Origin of the sequence: Geodermatophilus sp. CPCC 205506 (assembly GCF_051383635.1) — a bacterium.
Classification (GTDB): Bacteria; Actinomycetota; Actinomycetes; order Mycobacteriales; family Geodermatophilaceae; genus Geodermatophilus.
Genome location: NZ_JALPKP010000007.1, coordinates 1 through 15,377, shown reverse-complemented (window position 1 = coordinate 15,377; position 15,377 = coordinate 1). Strand labels below are relative to the sequence as shown.

Here is a 15,377-nt window from a genome sequence, read left to right as displayed (position 1 = left end):
AGCGGCTCCGCTCCCGGGCCACGGGTCCTCCTCCCGGTGCTGGTGCTGGCCGCCGCCGTGGCCCAGGGCTTCGGGCGCTTCGGGTACGCGCTCCTGCTGCCCGCCGTCAACGCCGATCTCGTGCACTCCTACGTCGTCGCCGGACTGCTCGGCACGCTGAACCTCACCGCGTACCTCGCGGGGACGCTCCTGGTCAGCCTCACTGCCGACCGCATGGCACCGGCGACCTCGGTGCGCACGGGCCTGCTGCTCACCACGGCCGGGCTGTCGGTCCTCTCGCTCGCGCCGTCGGTGCCGGTCCTGGTGACGGGCATGGTCCTGGCGGGGTTCGGCGGAGCGATGATCTGGGTGCCGGCTCCGGGCATCGCCGGATCCGCTGTCCGGGTGTCCCGCCGGGGCCTGGCCATCGGGCTGACCGGCAGCGGGGTCGGTCTCGGGGTGGTGGCGAGCAGCGGTCTCACCGCCGTGGTGCACGCCGTCGGCGACCCTGGTGTGTGGCGCCCCGTGTGGGGCATCGAGGCGGTGCTGTCGGCGCTCGTCGCGGCCGCGGCGCTGCGGTGGCTGCGTCCCCCGGTCGCCCCGGTCACCGGTCCGGTCCGCATCTGGGCGCTGCGCGCGGTCCCCGGGTGGATCGGCTCGACCCTCTCCTACGGCGGATACGGCCTGGCGATCTCCATCTACATGACCTTCCTGGTCGCCGCGTATCAGGACGACGCCGGCTTCGGCGCCGGCCACGCCTCTGCCGTCTTCGCGCTCGCGGGGGTGTGCATCATGTTCGGCGGGGTGTTGCTCGGCCGCTGGTCGGACAGGGTGGGACGGCGAGCGGCCATGACGTGGGCCTACGTGGGGATGACCGCCGCGATCCTGCTGGTCCCGGTCGGCGACGAGCCCTGGGCTGCCCTCTCCGCACTCGTGTTCGGCCTGGCGCTGTCCGGAGCCCCGGCCGTGCTCGCCGCTCACCTCGCTGACTGGCTCGACCCCCGGCGGTTCGCCGCCGCCTTCGGCGCGGTCACCCTCGTCTTCGGGTCCGCACAGTTGGTGGGTCCCCAGCTCGGCGGGTGGATCGCCGACCGGTCGGGCAGCTTCTCGACGGCGTTCCTGGTCGCCGCCGGAGCCGCACTCGCTGCCGCCTGCGGGTCCGCGACACTGCCCCGGCGAGGCGCCGGGCGGCGCATCCCGGGCGCCGACCTCGCCCCGGGCGCGGGACCGCCCTCGCCGTCCGGTCGGGACGGACGTCCCTGACCGGTGGCTCGAGACGGGAGGTCGTCCCCGTTCCGCGGCGGCGATTCGGTGGAACACTCCCCGCATGCCCGAGCCCTACACCGCCGTGGGCCTCGTCCCTGCGGTGCGCGGCATCCGCACCCGCGCCGACATCGGCCGCAACCTCGAGCACATCGCGCAGCTGTTCAAGGCCGCGTCCTGGCTGTCCAGCCTCGACCTGCCGGTGCGGCTCGTCGCGATCCCCGAGGGCGGTCTGCAAGCGTTCAACGACGAGGTGCTCGACCTCGACCACGCGACGTTCGCCCGGGACTGTGCCATCGACATCCCGGGTCCGGAGACAGAGTTCCTCGGCGAGCTGGCCCGCACCTACGACACCTTCGTGATGGCACAGGCCAAGGCCCGCCACGAGTCCTTCCCCGACCGGTTCTTCAACGTCGGGTTCGCCCTCGACCGGCGGGGCGAACTCGTCCTCAAGCACTACAAGCTGACGACCCTGTACCCGGTCGAGCACTCGATGACCCCGCACGACGTGTGGGACCGCTGGGTGGAGCTCCACGGACTGACCCTCGATGCCTTCTTCCCGGTGGCCGACACCGAGATCGGCCGGCTCGGCGTCCTCATGGCGAACGAGGGCTCCTACCCCGAGAACGCACGCGGGCTGGCGATGAACGGTGCCGAGGTCGTCTACCGGGCGTCCTACCCCCACCCGCACACGGGCAACGAGTTCTTCGAGATCCAGAGCCGGGCGCGCGCCCTGGACAACAACTTCTACGTCGTGGCCCCCAACCTGGCCACCTACTACCTGTATCCCGAGGCGCAGGACCCGATCGACACCTTCGGCGGGCGGTCGATGGTGATCGACTACAAGGGCCGGGTCGTCGGTCAGCACCTGTACGGGGCCGGGTCCTCCTATGTCGCCGGGACCATCGACATCGACGCTCTCCGGCACTTCCGCACCCACGCGCAGTGGGACAACTGGGCCAAGGACCTCCGCACCGAGCTCTACCAGCTGGTCTACCGCGACTCGGTCTATCCGCCGAACCTCTACGCCGACCGGGCGCCGTTCACCCACGCGGAGTTCCGCGAGCAGGTGATCGAGAAGCAGATCCAGCTGATGGTGGAGCGTGGCGTGTGGGTGCCCCCGGATCGGCGGGTCTAGGGGGAGGCCCTGGCCCTCACGGGGATCTCTGGGCCTCATGGGACTGCCGGGGGCGCTGGCTGCCATCCGGCGTTGACCACGAGGCAGCCGCGGCGTGGTGTCGACCTGCCCCTCCGCTGTCCGACGGTGACGGCTCCGACGACTGCCGTGTGGTTGCCCGGCGTGCGGCAGGGGTACGAGAAACGCAATCCACGGAGTGGGCGGGCTCATAGAGTGGGCCCACCCCTCCTCGTCACCGGTTGCCGGGAAGACGTCGGCGACCTGGGGGACAGGCGCATGAGCGCGAGCGAGCGAGTCACCTGGGAGACCTGTCCCGGCTGCGGGCACTCCGCGGCCGTCGGATGGCTCAACGGGATCCCCGTCGAGTTCGACTGCCCTCGGGGCTGCCAGTTGACCGATGAGACGTCGCTGCGAGGAGCGCGCGCGAACGGCAGGTCCCTGTCAGCGGTCGCGCGCTGGACTGTGGCCTCCGGGTCGACCTGAGACCCGGGCAGCACCGGAGGCGCTCTCAGGCGGGCTCGCCGCCGGAGGCCTCGGGGGCCTCGGCCGCCGGCGACCGCCTGCGGAGGAGGTGGTCCACGGCGTCCTGGAGCGGGATCGCGTCCCCCGTCCCCGGCGTCGGTTCCGACAGCGGGATCCGGGCGGCCTGGTACAGGTCCTCGAGACGCTCGTTGAGGGCCTGGGCCAGGATGTCCTGCTGGAAGGTCTCCAGCGGCGCCAGGCCCTGCAGGTAGGCGTCGAGGTCGAAGGCGTCACTGCTGCCGCCGAGCGCCACGTACTGCAGCCACAGGTCCTGCACCGTCAGCTCGGCGCGGACGCGGGCGGCGTCCATGCGACGGTGGCGCTCCTCGTTGGTCATGGTCGAGGGCGGATCAGGGGGCGCCGGGGCGGGCGTTGTCCGCGATCACGGAGGACACGAGGCTCCGTGCCACGTCCTCGACCCGGCCGTGGCTGTGCCGAGCGGCTGCGGCGAGCGACGCGAAGGCGTCCTGCTGGGTGGCGGCCCCCCGTGCCAGCAGCACGCCGGTGGCCTGGGCGATGGCGTCCCGGCTGATGAGCGCCTCGGCCAGTTGCCGGCTCAGCCGGCGGGCCTCTCCCAGGCTCCGGGCGTTGGCCAGCAGGATCGCCGCCTGGGCGGCGAACAGACGCATGACCTGCTCGTCGTGCGGACCGTAGGCCAGGGGGCGGGTGCCGTAGACCTTCATCGCGCCGATCGACTCGCCTGCCGCGAGCAGGGGCGCGCTGAGCACCGAGCGCACGCCCAGCCGGCCGGCCGCCTCGTTCCACCGCGGCCAGCGCCCGTCGGTGGTCGTGTCGTCGATGCGCACGACCTGCTGGGTGCGCCAGGCGGTCAGGCACGGCCCCTCGTCGAGCTCGTACTGCAGGGCGTCGGCCTGCTCGACCGCCTGGCCGGAGGCCGCTCGGGAACGCTTGCCGCGCTCGTCGACGACGGTCACGGCGGCGCCGAGCGTGCCGGAGGTCACGGTGACGGCCAGCGTGGTGACCAGCTCCAGTGCGGTGTCGACGCTCTCCCGGGACAGCACCAGCCCGGCCATCTGGGTCAGCGCCGATGCCAGGGCGTCCGGCGCCGCGAGACCCGGCTCGTCCGGCGGCAGGTCGTCGACGGGACGGGTGGGGTCGCTCATCGGCGTCCTCCCTCCTGCGAGTCGTGGGGAGTGGTGCTCGTCGCACCGTCGGGAAGCGGGAACCGGACCTCCAGACTGCCGGTGAGCACGAGGGTCTCGGCGATGTCGCGCACCTTCCGGTTGTTGTGCATGGAGGCCTCGGCCAGCAGCCGGAACGCCTCGTCGGGCGTCAGCTTGAACCGCTCGATCAGGATGCCCTTGGCCTGCTCGATGACCGAACGGAACTCCAGCGCCTTCTGCAGGTTCTCGGCCAGCTCGCGCGCGTCCTGCAGGGTGTCCATGTTGGTCAGCACGACCGCGGCGTAGCTGGCGAGCTCCACGACGGTCTGCCGGTCCTGTTCGCTGAAGGTCTGCGCGGAGGGCGCGTAGACGTTCAACCCCGCGACCAGGCCGGCCGCAGGGACCGGGACGGCGATCGAGCTCACCGCGCCCCGATCGAGGAAGGTCGGGATGTAGTCCGGCCACCGGCTCTCGGCGCGGCCGTCGACGATCTCCACGATGTGGCTCCCGAAGGCGGCGTCCAGGCACGGGCCGTGGCCACGCCCGTACTGCGTCTCGTCGAGGTCCAGGGCCAGGTCCCCGGTGAAGGCCGCCGTCGTGGGCCGGTCGTCGCGCAGCACCGTGATCGACGCCTCGGCGCCGTCCGGCATCGCCCGCTTGACCTGGTCGACCACCCGCTGGAGCACCGACTGGGGGTCCTCCTCCGCCAGCAGCAGGTGGCTGAGTCCGTCGTAGGCCGCCGGTGCGTGCGCCGGGTTCTCGTTGTCCGCAGGACCGGTCATCGCAGGTGGTCCTCTCGATCGCACGCCGCCCGGGAGTCCGCGGGAGGGCGATCAGGCGGACCGGCTCGCTCCGCCCGGCCCTCCGCTCTGCCGAGGAACGACGTGCTGTGCACGCTACCCGACATTGAGCCGCCGGAGGCGGGCGTGGGACCGCTCGCTTGACGTCGTCCGGCAGGATGGGTGTGCCCTGTCACCAAGGGCAGCCTCCGCCCGACCACACCGACCGCGGACGAGGGATCACGATCCCGCCGAGAGCGTCGCGGTACGCCGGCAGCCCGGCACCGGAGGAGTCCATCGTGGCGGTCGACCCGCGCACAGCACGGCGCAACACCGTCCTCGCCGGCCTGGGCGAGGACGCCCTGGCCGCGCTGCTCCCCGATCTGCAGCCGATGCCGCTGCCCTTGGGGCAGGTCCTGCACGAGCCCGGGCAGCCGATCCAGGCGGTGCACTTCCCGCTGGTCGGCGTGGTCTCCGTCGTCGTCGACCTCGGTGTCGACCAGGTGGTGGAGACCGCCACCGTCGGGAGGGAGGGCATGGTCGGGATGGCGCTGTTCCTCGGCGCGGGAACCCCGACCGAGCGCTCGCTGGTGCAGGTCCCCGGCCACGCGCTGACGCTGGCCGCCGAGGACCTGCGCGAGCACATCACCGAGGTCGACGGTCCGCTGACCGACATGCTCCGCCGCTCCGCCCAGGCGCTGTTCACGCAGGTGTCGCGCAACGCCGCCTGCAACCGGGTCCACACGGTGCGCCAGCGCGCCTCCCGGTGGCTGCTCATGACCGCCGACCGCATGGACAGCCCCAGCTTCGAGCTCACCCAGCACTTCCTCGCGCAGATGCTCGCCGTGCGACGGACCTCGGTCAGCGAGGTCGCCCAGTCACTCGCCGAGGACGGCTGCATCACCTACACCCGCGGCGCCATCACCATCACCGACCGGCCGCGCCTCCAGGCGCACGCGTGCGGCTGCTACGACGTGATCCGCCGGGCGACGGACGCGGTGCTCACGGCCCGGTGAGCCCGCGGCCGCGGACGGCCCGTGGTCACCGGTTCGCGTCGTCCCGGGCGAGTCGCAGCCACCCGAGCAGGAGCGCGCCGCCGGCCCAGCCCAGCAGCGCCGCCACCGACGACGCCCGCGTCATCCCCGGCACCTCCCCGAGCAGCAGGGACGCCGCCCCGGATCCCGGCAGGACCTCGGCGATGGCCGACAGCCACGGAGGTGGCTGCAGCCGGGGTGGACCGAGCCCGGGTCGAGCAGCGCACCGACCTCGCGCAGCGGCTCGGCGAGCGTCGCGACGGCCGTCCGCTCACGAGCGCCTCTCCCGAGGTGGGCCGGTCCGGACCGAGGACCATCCGCATCGTCGTGGACTTCTCCGCCCCGTTCGGGCCGAGGAACGCGGTGACCCTGCCCGGCTCGACGTCGAAGCTCAGGTCGTCGACGGCCAGGACGTCGCCGTACCGCTTGGTCAGGCCGCGGACCTCGATCACCGGTGGGCCTCGTGCGGGGCGTGGTGGTCCTCCGGGACCCACTCGAGCAGGTCGCCGGGCTGGCACTCGAGGACCCGGCACATGGCTTCCAGGGTGCTGAAGCGGACCGCCTTGGCGCGGCCGTTCTTCAGCACGGCGACGTTCGCCGGCGTGAGACCGACCCGCTCGGCGAACTCGCCCACGCTCATCTTGCGCTTGGCCAGCTCGACGTCGATGCGCACGACGATGGGCATCAGATGACCGCTTCCATGTCCGTCCGCAGCGTCGTCGCCTGCCGCAGCAACGCGCGCATGACCACCATGAGCAGCCCCACCACGGCGCCGACGAGCAGCAGGACCAGCAGCAGCGCGGGCAGCACCGGGTCGTCGCTGACCTCGTCGACGATGAAGTAGTAGGCGCAGACGAAGGCGCCCAGCAACATCCCCCAGCCGACGGCGATCGCCCACACGATCGCGTTCACCCAGGGCAGGGCACCCGCGCTGAAGATGCGGTCGTGGGTGACCAGGGTCAGCAGCTTCCAGGTGCACACGATCACGACCTGGACGCACAGCAGCCCCAGCACGAGGACCGTGAGCATCGTCCACGTCATGAACGACTGCTCCAGCGAGGGCTCGGCCAGGTCCGGCACCAGCGCGGGCAGCGCCCAGATCTGCGCAGCCACCAGGGCCGCGAACACCACCACGAGCAGGATCCTGAGGGGGCCCACTGCCCGACGCACCGTGTGCATGCATCGAGCGTCAGTTTCTATCTATCGAAAGTCAATAGGCAACACTCGACAGGGTCGGCCCCCGAGGTTGGCCGGCGTTGCCGCACAGTGCCAGGAAGAGCAGGCCGGCCGCAGGCAGCAGCACCGTCGACGGCCGGCCGGTCTCAGGCGCGGATCAGCAGCTCCCCGCCGTCGGCGGCGAACTCCCGGCGCAGCTCGCGGAGGATGTCGAGCCCCGCGGCGTCGGCGGCCCTGACCCCGCGCAGGTCCAGCACCACGCGGGCGTGCCCGCTGCCGCGCAGCCCGTCCGCGGTGCCGCGCAGCAGGTCGGCCCCGAGCGAGGTCAGGCGGCCGCTGGCCCGGATCAGCCCTGCACGCCGGTCGACCACCTCGGTGAGGTCGGCGGTCACGCCGCCGCCCCGGTCGGCGGCTCGACTTCGATCACGCGCCACAGACCGGTCCGGTGCAGCAGGTCCTCGGTCCGCCGGTTCGCCCCGCGCAGCACCACCGCCCCGCCCCGCGCCCGGCAGGTGCGGTGCGCCGACAGGAAGCTCGCGACGGCGGAGCTGGACAGGTGCTGCACGCCGGAGATGTCGACCACCAGCCGGCGGGCGCCGGCCAGCAGCGCGTCGTGCAGCAGCCAGCGCACGTCCGCCAGGCCGCCGGCGAGCAGGTCGTCGTCGAGGTGGATGGTCACCACGTCGACCCGGGTCGGAGTGTCGAACCGGGGCCGTGCGGGAGCCAACGTCATCGCTGTCCTCCTCGGGACCGTCGCATGGCCGCCACTCTGCAGGCGGCCACTGACAGGCTCCCGCGAGGAGATTGAGAACCGGCCGGGAGTTGCTTTGCGATCCTGTGACGACCGGCCGAACGCCCGGTGGCCGATGGCAGCATGGCGGGAGTGGCTCCGCGTCTGCTGGTCGTCGAGGACGACGACCCGATCCGCACCGCCCTGCGGTGGGCGCTGGAGGACGAGGGCTACGACGTCGCCGAGGCGGCGAGCGGCGAGGAGGCGGTCGCGCTGGTCGCGACGGCGACGCCGGACCTCATGGTCGTCGACCTGATGCTCGGGTCGATGGACGGGTTCGCCGTGATCCGGGAGGTCCGCCGGGAGCACGACCTGCCGATCATCGTGGTGAGCGCCCGCGCCGACACCCACGACATCGTCGCCGCGCTGGAGGCCGGCGCCGACGACTACGTGACCAAGCCGTTCCAGGTCAAGGAGATCACCGCACGGCTGCGCGCGCTGCGCCGCCGGGCCGGCGCCGGAGCCGGCGCGACGGGGACGGCGGACGCCGGCGCCCCGGCCGAGGTGGTCCTCGACCGGCACCCGGCCGCGCCGCTGGTGCTGCGGGAGATGCGCGGCACGGTCCACCGCGGCGAGCAGCAGCTGCCGCTCACGCTGACCGAGTTCCGGCTGCTGTGCGAGCTGGCCTCGGCGCCCGGCCGGGTCTTCAGCCGGCAGGCCCTGCTGGAGCGGGTCTGGGAGCACGGCTTCTTCGGCGACGAGCGCATCGTCGACGTCCACATCCGGCGGCTGCGGACCAAGGTCGAGCTGGACCCGGGAGCGCCGCGGATCGTGGTCACCGTCCGGGGGCTGGGCTACCGGCTGGATCCGCAGTGAGCCGGCAGGGGCGGAAGCGTCGCAGCGAGCGCCGGCGAGCGAGGAGCGGTGCGCCCCGCGGAGCGAACCAGAGGGCACGGTGAGGTGGGCCCTCGCGTCGCGGGGGCTCCGGGCGCGGATCGTGCTGGGCTTCGCCGTCGGGGCGCTCCTCGTCTCGGCCGTGCTGGTCGGCACCACCTGGCTGCTGGCCAGCAACTACCTGCTCGACCAGCGGGAGCGGTCGCTGACCCGGCAGGCCTTCGCCGACGCCAACGTGCTGAGCAGCCGGCTGGCGACCGCGGGCACCGAGGTGGGCGACGTCGTGGGGGAGCTGGTGCCCTCGGGCGGCGCCGACGTCGTCGTCCGCAGCGGGGACTCCTGGTTCTCCTCCAGCCTGGACGTCGACGCCCGCGACGTCCCCGGCGACCTGCGGCAGCTGGTCGCCGGCGGCTCGGCCGGCAGCGTGCGGGTCGACACCTCCGGCGGTCCCGCGCTGCTGGTCGGGGTGCCGGTGGCGGCCGCGGGGATCGAGTTCTACGAGCTGTCGCCGCTGACCGAGCTGCAGATCGTGCTGCGCACGCTGGCCGTGGTCCTCGGGGCGGGCGCGCTGGCCGCGACCGCGGCGGGCGCGGCTTTCGGTGCGTGGGCCAGCCGGCGCGCCGTCCAGCCGCTGGAGCAGGTGGCTGCGGCGGCCACCCGGATCGCCGGCGGCGAGCTGACCACCCGGCTGCCCCCCACCGACGACCCCGACCTGCTGGCCATCGTCGCCGGCTTCAACAGCATGGTCGACGCCCTGGCCGCCCGCATCGACCGCGACGCCCGCTTCGTCGGCGACGTCAGCCACGAGCTGCGCAGCCCGCTGACCGGCGTGGTCACCAGCGTGGAGGTGCTGGCCGCGCGCCGGTCGGAGCTCTCCCCCCGGGCCGACCAGGCCCTCGCGCTGGTCGAGCGGGAGCTCGACCGGTTCCGCCGGATGCTCGACGACCTGCTCGAGCTGGCCCGCCTGGACGGCGCCCCGCCGTCGGACCGCGCCGCCCCGGTGTCGATGACCGCCCTCGCCCGCGAGGTGCTCGCCGCCGGCGGGAAGGACCCCGCGCTGCTGCACGGCGACCCGGACGAGGAGACGGTGGTGACCGGCGACAAGACCGGGCTGGAGCGGGCGGTGCGCAACCTGCTCGACAACGCCGACCGGCACGCCGGCGGACCGTGCGCGGTGCACGTGCGGCGGCGGGACGGCGCCGTCCTGGTGTGCGTGGACGACGAGGGCCCGGGGGTCCCGGTGCAGGACCGCGAGCGGGTCTTCGAGCGGTTCGCCCGCGGCCCGCGCGCGGCCCGGCGCTCGCTGCCCGGGGCCGGCCTGGGGCTGGCGATCGTGGCGGAGACCGCCGCCCGGCACGGCGGGGCGGCGTGGTGTTCCGCGGCGCCCGGCGGCGGGGCCCGGTTCGTCCTCTCGGTGCCGGGGGCCGGCTCGTGAGCCGCCGCCGGCTGACCGTCGTCCTCTGCTGCCTGCTGGCCGGCTGCGCGGTGCCCACGGGCGGCCCGGCGGAGGAGATCCCGCCGTCCGAGGTGCCGTTCGGCCTGACCTCGCCCAGTCCGCAGCCCACCGCTCCGCCGACGCCGGAGCCGTCGGCGGCCTCGGGGCAGGTCTACCTGGTGGCGCAGGACGACCGGCTGGTCCCGCGGCCGCGCGAGGTGACCGGGGCGTCGCTGGCCGACCGGGTCGGCGCGCTGCTCGACGAGCTGGCGGCCGGGCCGACCGCGGCCGAGCGCGACGAGCAGCTGTCCACCGCGCTGCCGCCGGACGTCGAGCTCGCGGTCGCCGACGTCTCCGACGGGACGGTGACGGTGGACCTGAGCGGCCCGGCCGAGGTCCCGACCGGCCAGGCCAGCCGGCGCGCGGCGGCCCAGCTGGTGCTCTCGGCGACCAGCGTGCCGGGCGTGGCGGCCGTCGTCCTGACCCTCGACGGCCAGCGGATCGACGCGCCGCTGCCCTCCGGCGAGCTGACCGCGGAGCCGCTGTCGGCCGAGGACTACACGGTGTTCCTGACGCCGGCACCGACGGCGGCGCCCGCCCCGCCGTCCTGAGCGGTCAGGCCCGCCCGACGGCCAGCTCGCGGACCGCGCCGGTCAGGGCGCGCGGGGTCAGCCGGCCGTCGGCCAGCCCCAGCGCGACCACGTCGTCGAACACCCGCTGGTCGGCCGCGGCGGCGCGGAAGGCGGCGTCCATGAGCGCGGGCCAGCGGCTCAGCCGGGCGGCGGCCGACGACGAGCGCAGGTGCGCGTCCAGCCGCCGGTGCAGCGCCGCCCGGTAGCGGACCCCGGCGTCGGGACCCGCCGCCGCGGCCGCACCGGCCAGCGCACCGGAGACCACCGCGTAGAAGATGCCCTCGCCGGTCAGCGGGTTGACCAGCGACGCGGCGTCCCCCGCCAGCAGCACCCGGCCGTCGGGCTGCCGCGGCCGGCCGGTGGACAGCGGCAGCCGGTGGGCGCGCAGCCGGCCCGGTGCGACGCCGGGCAGCAGCCGGTGCAGCCCCTCGACCAGGGCGGCGCGGGTCGCCCCGCCCGACACGAGCTCGCCGTAGCCGACGTTGGCCCGGCCGTCGCCCAGCGGGAACGACCAGGCGTAGGCCGGCCAGCGCTGCTCGGTGGTGACCAGCACCTGCGTGCCGGCCTGCCCGGGCAGCTCGGGGGCGTAGCCGCGGATCGCCACGGCCAGCCGGTCGGTCCGGTTGGTGGGCAGCCCCAGCGCCCGGCGGACGACGGACTCGGCGCCGTCCGCGCCCACCACGACGCCCGCCCGCAGCGCGCCGTCGACGGTCACGCCGTCGGCGTCCGGGCGCAGCTCGCGGACGGCGTGCCGGCGGAACCGGGCCCCGCGGGCCAGCGCCGCGGCCAGCAGCCGGCCGTCGAGGACCTCGCGCGGGACGACGTGGGAGGGCCGGGCGGTCGCCCGCTGCACGGTGGCGCCCCCGGGTGAGCGCAGCGAGAGCCGGGGCACGGCCGGGTATCCCGCGGTGAGCTCCGCGGGGTCGACGGCGAGGGCGGCGAGCACGTCGAGCGCCTCGGGGGCGACGCCGTCGCCGCAGACCTTGTCGCGGGGGAACTCCGCACGGTCGACGACCAGCACGGTGGCGCCGGTGCGCAGGGCGGCCAGCGCCGCGGCCGACCCGGCCGGGCCGCCTCCGACCACGACGACGTCCCAGCGCTCCACCGTGCCGACGCTAGGCGGTCGCCGTCGGGTCGGCAGGCCGGTCCGGGGGCCGCAGCGCGCGGGGTGCCGGGACGCCGTCGCGGCCCTGCGCGAGCAGCGCCCGCCAGCCGTCCCGGTCGTGGACGGCGGGCTCGGTGGTGTCGAGGAAGTCGCCGAGGACGGCACAGAAGCGCTCGGGCTCGTCCAGGTGCGGCCAGTGCCCCGCACCCGGGAAGACCTCGACGCGCGCGGTCGGCACCAGCCGGCGCACCGTCTCGGCGTGCGCGGCCGGCACGATCGGGTCGCGGCTGCCCCAGACGACGAGCATCGGGATGGCGTTGGCCAGGTACAGGCGGTCGACGGCGGTCACCGCCTGGCCGCGGGTGTCGACGACGCCGCGCAGCGTGCGCAGGAAGGCCCGGCGCGCCTCGACGTCCCTGAGCGCGAGCAGCGCGTCGCCGGCCTCGGCGAGGTCGCGCACCCGCTGCCAGCCGGCGATCCGGCCGGCGAGCCCGAGCCCCCACAACCCGATCCGCAGTGGTGGGGACGCCCCGGTCAGCGCGGTGAGGGCCACCTCGGCGCCGGGCAGCGTGGCCAGGCGCAGCCCCGCGGACAGCTCCGGCCCCAGCCCGCCGCTGCCCACCAGCACCAGCCGCTCGCAGCGCTCGGGGAACTGGTAGGCGAACTGCAGCGCGATGCCGCCGCCGAGGGAGTGGCCGACCACGGTGACCCGCTCCACGTCGAGCACGCTGAGCAGGTCGCGCATGCCGTTGGCGTAGGCGGCGATCGAGTAGTCGCCCCGCGGCTTGTCCGAGTCGCCGTGACCGAGCAGGTCGGGGGCGATGACCGTGTGCTGCCGCGCCAGCCGCTGCAGGACGCCGGCCCACGTCTGCGAGCTGTTGCCGATGCCGTGCACGAGCAGCAGCGGCGGCCCCGACCCCGCCCGCAGGAAGGCCCGCAGGTAGCCGTGGACGACGCGGGACTGGCGGACGGGCGTGCAGGCCATCGCCCCAGTGCAGCACCGCGCCGTTGCCTCCGGGTTACGGCGCGGGTGTCACGGTGGCGTCGGCGTCCACTTCCGCTCGGGGTGCTCGTACCGGTCGACGAACGCCAGCAGGTCGGCGGCGCCGGTGACCACGCCCAGCGCGTCGAACCGGCGGGCGTCGAGGTACCCGTCGTCCACCATGCGGCGCAGCTGGGCGAGCAGCGGCTGCCAGAAACCGTCGACGTCGACCAGCACCGTGGGCTTGGCGTGCAGGCCGAGCATCCCCCACGTCCACGCCTCGAACAGCTCCTCCAGGGTCCCCGCCGCGCCGGGGAGGGCCACGAAGGCGTCGGCGAGCTCGGCCATCCGCGCCTTGCGCTCGTGCATCGAGCCGACCACCTCCAGCTGCGGCAGCCGGGGGTGGGCCAGCTCGTCGTCCACCAGGTGCTGGGGGATGACGCCGACCACCTCGCCGCCGGCGGCCAGCGCGGCGTCGGCCACGATCCCCATCAGCCCGACGTGCCCGCCGCCGTAGACGATGCCCACCCCGGCCCGGGCCAGGTCGGCGGCGAGGCCGGCGGCGGCCTCCTGGTGGGACGGCGGCCCGCTCTGGGACCCGGTGAAGACGGCGACGCGCACGCCCCCGAGCCTGGCACGCGGCGGGATCGCGCCGGCACGGGGTTGACTGGGGGTGTGTTCTCCTCCACCGACGGCTGGGTGACGTGCTCGTTCGGCCACCGGCACTGGGGACTGCTCGGTGCGGCCGGGCTGCTCGTGCACCGCGACGGGGCCGACGGCGTCGAGCTGCTGCTCCAGCACCGGGCGACGTGGTCCCACCACGGCGGCACCTGGGGCACGCCGGGCGGTGCGCTGCACGCGGGGGAGTCCCCGGAGCACGGTGCGCTGCGGGAGGTGCGGGAGGAGCTGGGGCTGCTGCCGGACGCCGTCGTCCTCGGTCCCCGCTCGGTCGACGACCACGGCGGCTGGTCGTACACGACCGTGCTGGCCCGGCCGATCCGCGGCATCGAGCCGGGTGACCTGCGGCTGGACGGTGAGAGCGAGGGCGTGGCCTGGATCCCGCTGGCAGACCTGGCCTCGGTGCCGCTGCACCCCGGCTTCGCGGCCTCCCTGGACCGCCTGCACCCCCTGCTCACCTGACCCCTCCGTCGGTTCCCGCGGAGATCGACGGGCACCTCAGCCGGGGACGACCGTGACAGCGAGCGCCCGGTGGTCGCCGACGGGCAGCACCGTCGCCGCGGGGTCGCTCGCGCGCAGGCCGCCGCCGACGGCGAGCACGTGGTCCAGCTGCACCCTCGGCTCGGGAGCGGGGAAGCTGCGCTCCCGCACCAGCGGGGTGGCGCCCAGCAGCCGGGCCGGCAGTCGGCCGGGCAGGTTGAGGTCGCCGGCGACGACGACCGGCCCCTCCATCCCGGCCAGCCACCGGCGCAGCCGCCGCAGCTGGCCCACCGAGGTGTGCGGCGCGAAGGACAGGTGCGTGCCGACGACGGTCACGTGGGCCAGCCGCGCGGCGACGGCGATCCGCGGCTCGTCGGGCACCCACCACCACCGCAGCCCGCCGGTGCGCGGGTCGGGACCCTTCACCGGCAACCGCGCCCGCCCGGCACCCAGCCCCAGCACCGACCACTCGAGCACGGGCAGCCGGCTGATCAGCGCGATGCCGTAGAGCGGTCCGCCCGGCGCCTCGCCCGGCCCCCGCAGCGCCGGTGCGGCCGGCGTCCAGCTGCGGAAGGGGTCGGGGGTGCCGGCGACGGTGGCCGCGCCGCGCCAGTCGCCGGCGGCGAGCCCCGCGGCGAGGACGGCGGCCTGGTCGGCGCCCCGCGAACGCGGTTGCCCGGCGTCGACCTCCTGGACGGCGAGCACGTCGACGTCGAGGCCCGCGACCGCCGCGGCGAGCTCGGCCGGCGCCAGGACGCGACCGGCCGGGCTGCGGCCCGAGGCGATGTTGAGGGTGCCGATCCGCACGGCGCGCGGCTCGGCCACGCCGCGGACGCTACCGGCGGCTGCGCCTCCGCCTCGAGGTGCCCGTGCGTATCCGAGCACCTACGGTGAGCACACCGCGTCGCTTCGTCGGAGGTCCGGCCCTGTCGCCCCGAGCTCGCCATCTCGCCGCCGGCCCGGCCCGGCCCGGCTCGGTCCGCCCCCGTCGCCTGCCGTCGGCAGCCCGCCGACGGTGGCCGCTCGCGCTGCTGCTCCTCGCCGTCCTGCTCGGTGCCGGCGCCGCTGTCGTCGTCCTCGCGGTGCGCGGGGCGGGACCTCCCGGCCCGGTCGCCCAGCAGGACGCCACCGGCATCGGCGGGTCGGCGCGGTCCGGGGAGGACGCCGGGGGCATCGGCGGCGCGGTCCGGTGGTCGCCGGCCCCTCCGCCTCGGGCTGAGGGGCCGGCGGGCGTTCCGGTGCCGGGGACCGCTGACCGCGGTGCCGAGGCAGGGGCGCCGCCCCCGGCTGCACCGGGTGCAGGGCTGCCGGCGGACGGGTCCGTTCCGGGCGGCTCCCCTGCGGGCGCACCCGCGCCCGGCTCCGCCACGGGCGCACTCCCGCCCGGCTCGGCGGCGGGCGCACCCGGGGCCGGGTCGGCACCGGG

General features: G+C 75.3%; 18 protein-coding genes and 1 pseudogene. 7 read left to right on the top strand and 12 right to left on the bottom strand.

Annotated features, from left to right (window positions below; genetic code table 11):
* Positions 1-36: 36 nt before the first annotated feature.
* On the top strand, positions 37-1,242 hold the full coding sequence (locus MY520_RS05650; RefSeq protein ID WP_436690945.1) for an MFS transporter: 1,206 nt from the start codon (positions 37-39) through the stop codon (positions 1,240-1,242).
* Positions 1,243-1,306: 64 nt separating this feature from the next.
* On the top strand, positions 1,307-2,380 hold the full coding sequence (locus MY520_RS05645; protein ID WP_436690943.1) for a nitrilase-related carbon-nitrogen hydrolase: 1,074 nt from the start codon (positions 1,307-1,309) through the stop codon (positions 2,378-2,380).
* A 508-nt stretch (positions 2,381-2,888) separates the two neighbouring features.
* Here the strand turns inward: MY520_RS05645 and MY520_RS05640 are convergent.
* Genes MY520_RS05640 through MY520_RS05630 form a run of 3 tightly spaced genes read right to left on the bottom strand, consistent with a single transcriptional unit; the run spans position 2,889 to position 4,808 of the window.
* On the bottom strand, positions 2,889-3,212 hold the full coding sequence (locus MY520_RS05640) for a hypothetical protein (protein ID WP_436690941.1): 324 nt from the start codon (positions 3,210-3,212) through the stop codon (positions 2,889-2,891).
* 40 nt (positions 3,213-3,252) lie between these two features.
* Entirely contained in the window at positions 3,253-4,026 is a 774-nt protein-coding gene (locus MY520_RS05635; RefSeq protein ID WP_436690939.1) for a GAF domain-containing protein, read from the bottom strand.
* On the bottom strand, positions 4,023-4,808 hold the full coding sequence (locus MY520_RS05630; protein WP_436690938.1) for an ANTAR domain-containing protein: 786 nt from the start codon (positions 4,806-4,808) through the stop codon (positions 4,023-4,025). Before MY520_RS05630 ends, MY520_RS05635 begins: the two co-directional genes overlap by 4 nt.
* Before the next feature lie 296 nt (positions 4,809-5,104).
* On the opposite strand from MY520_RS05630, the gene MY520_RS05625 reads away from it, so the two are divergent.
* Entirely contained in the window at positions 5,105-5,821 is a 717-nt protein-coding gene (locus tag MY520_RS05625; protein ID WP_436690936.1) for a Crp/Fnr family transcriptional regulator, read from the top strand.
* Between the two features lie 317 nt (positions 5,822-6,138).
* On the opposite strand, the pseudogene MY520_RS05620 reads toward MY520_RS05625, so the two are convergent.
* From MY520_RS05620 to MY520_RS05600, 5 genes and pseudogenes are all read right to left on the bottom strand, one after another.
* Positions 6,139-6,291 (bottom strand): annotated as a pseudogene (locus MY520_RS05620) (ATP-binding cassette domain-containing protein); the annotation flags it as partial.
* On the bottom strand, positions 6,288-6,524 hold the full coding sequence (locus MY520_RS05615) for a helix-turn-helix domain-containing protein (RefSeq protein WP_436690934.1): 237 nt from the start codon (positions 6,522-6,524) through the stop codon (positions 6,288-6,290). The pseudogene MY520_RS05620 and the gene MY520_RS05615, both read right to left, overlap by 4 nt.
* Entirely contained in the window at positions 6,524-7,018 is a 495-nt protein-coding gene (locus MY520_RS05610; protein ID WP_436690932.1) for a DUF2975 domain-containing protein, read from the bottom strand. The genes MY520_RS05615 and MY520_RS05610 overlap by 1 nt, the downstream gene beginning before the upstream one ends.
* Positions 7,019-7,161: 143 nt before the next feature.
* Positions 7,162-7,407: an STAS domain-containing protein gene (locus MY520_RS05605; protein WP_436690930.1), complete on the bottom strand. Its 246-nt coding sequence runs from the start codon at positions 7,405-7,407 to the stop codon at positions 7,162-7,164.
* Positions 7,404-7,748: an STAS domain-containing protein gene (locus MY520_RS05600; protein WP_436690928.1), complete on the bottom strand. Its 345-nt coding sequence runs from the start codon at positions 7,746-7,748 to the stop codon at positions 7,404-7,406. Before MY520_RS05600 ends, MY520_RS05605 begins: the two co-directional genes overlap by 4 nt.
* 141 nt (positions 7,749-7,889) lie before the next feature.
* Here MY520_RS05600 and MY520_RS05595 point away from each other — a divergent pair, with 141 nt between their 5' ends.
* From MY520_RS05595 to MY520_RS05585, 3 genes are all read left to right on the top strand, one after another.
* The gene (locus MY520_RS05595; protein ID WP_436690926.1) at positions 7,890-8,621 is read left to right on the top strand and encodes a response regulator; all 732 of its coding nucleotides are present in this window, start codon (positions 7,890-7,892) and stop codon (positions 8,619-8,621) included.
* A gap of 79 nt (positions 8,622-8,700) precedes the next feature.
* Positions 8,701-10,074, top strand: coding sequence for a sensor histidine kinase (locus tag MY520_RS05590; RefSeq protein WP_436690924.1), 1,374 nt, complete (start codon positions 8,701-8,703; stop codon positions 10,072-10,074).
* Positions 10,071-10,685, top strand: a complete 615-nt coding sequence (locus MY520_RS05585; RefSeq protein ID WP_436690922.1) for a GerMN domain-containing protein — start codon at positions 10,071-10,073, stop codon at positions 10,683-10,685. The genes MY520_RS05590 and MY520_RS05585 overlap by 4 nt, the downstream gene beginning before the upstream one ends.
* A gap of 4 nt (positions 10,686-10,689) precedes the next feature.
* Here MY520_RS05585 and MY520_RS05580 read toward each other — a convergent pair whose 3' ends face one another.
* The 3 genes from MY520_RS05580 to MY520_RS05570 are packed head-to-tail and all read right to left on the bottom strand — an operon-like array spanning position 10,690 to position 13,414.
* Positions 10,690-11,811 (bottom strand): NAD(P)/FAD-dependent oxidoreductase, encoded by a 1,122-nt coding sequence (locus MY520_RS05580; protein ID WP_436690920.1) that lies wholly within the window; start codon positions 11,809-11,811, stop codon positions 10,690-10,692.
* A 10-nt stretch (positions 11,812-11,821) separates the two neighbouring features.
* Positions 11,822-12,796, bottom strand: a complete 975-nt coding sequence (locus tag MY520_RS05575; protein WP_436690918.1) for an alpha/beta fold hydrolase — start codon at positions 12,794-12,796, stop codon at positions 11,822-11,824.
* 48 nt (positions 12,797-12,844) lie between these two features.
* A complete protein-coding gene (locus MY520_RS05570) occupies positions 12,845-13,414 on the bottom strand; it encodes a TIGR00730 family Rossman fold protein (RefSeq protein WP_436690916.1) in 570 nt (189 codons plus the stop codon).
* A gap of 54 nt (positions 13,415-13,468) precedes the next feature.
* On the opposite strand from MY520_RS05570, the gene MY520_RS05565 reads away from it, so the two are divergent.
* A complete protein-coding gene (locus tag MY520_RS05565; protein WP_436690914.1) occupies positions 13,469-13,933 on the top strand; it encodes an NUDIX domain-containing protein in 465 nt (154 codons plus the stop codon).
* Positions 13,934-13,969: 36 nt separating this feature from the next.
* Here MY520_RS05565 and MY520_RS05560 read toward each other — a convergent pair whose 3' ends face one another.
* Positions 13,970-14,776, bottom strand: a complete 807-nt coding sequence (locus MY520_RS05560; protein WP_436690912.1) for an endonuclease/exonuclease/phosphatase family protein — start codon at positions 14,774-14,776, stop codon at positions 13,970-13,972.
* Positions 14,777-15,377: the final 601 nt, after the last annotated feature.

Coding starts and splice junctions, on each gene's coding strand:
- MY520_RS05645 (WP_436690943.1), top strand. CDS start 1,307: ATGCCCGAGCCCTACACCGCCGTGGGCCTCGTCCCTGCGGTGCGCGGC.
- MY520_RS05640 (WP_436690941.1), bottom strand. CDS start 3,212: ATGGACGCCGCCCGCGTCCGCGCCGAGCTGACGGTGCAGGACCTGTGG.
- MY520_RS05635 (WP_436690939.1), bottom strand. CDS start 4,026: ATGAGCGACCCCACCCGTCCCGTCGACGACCTGCCGCCGGACGAGCCG.
- MY520_RS05630 (WP_436690938.1), bottom strand. CDS start 4,808: ATGACCGGTCCTGCGGACAACGAGAACCCGGCGCACGCACCGGCGGCC.
- MY520_RS05615 (WP_436690934.1), bottom strand. CDS start 6,524: ATGCCCATCGTCGTGCGCATCGACGTCGAGCTGGCCAAGCGCAAGATG.
- MY520_RS05610 (WP_436690932.1), bottom strand. CDS start 7,018: ATGCACACGGTGCGTCGGGCAGTGGGCCCCCTCAGGATCCTGCTCGTG.
- MY520_RS05600 (WP_436690928.1), bottom strand. CDS start 7,748: ATGACGTTGGCTCCCGCACGGCCCCGGTTCGACACTCCGACCCGGGTC.
- MY520_RS05595 (WP_436690926.1), top strand. CDS start 7,890: ATGGCGGGAGTGGCTCCGCGTCTGCTGGTCGTCGAGGACGACGACCCG.
- MY520_RS05575 (WP_436690918.1), bottom strand. CDS start 12,796: ATGGCCTGCACGCCCGTCCGCCAGTCCCGCGTCGTCCACGGCTACCTG.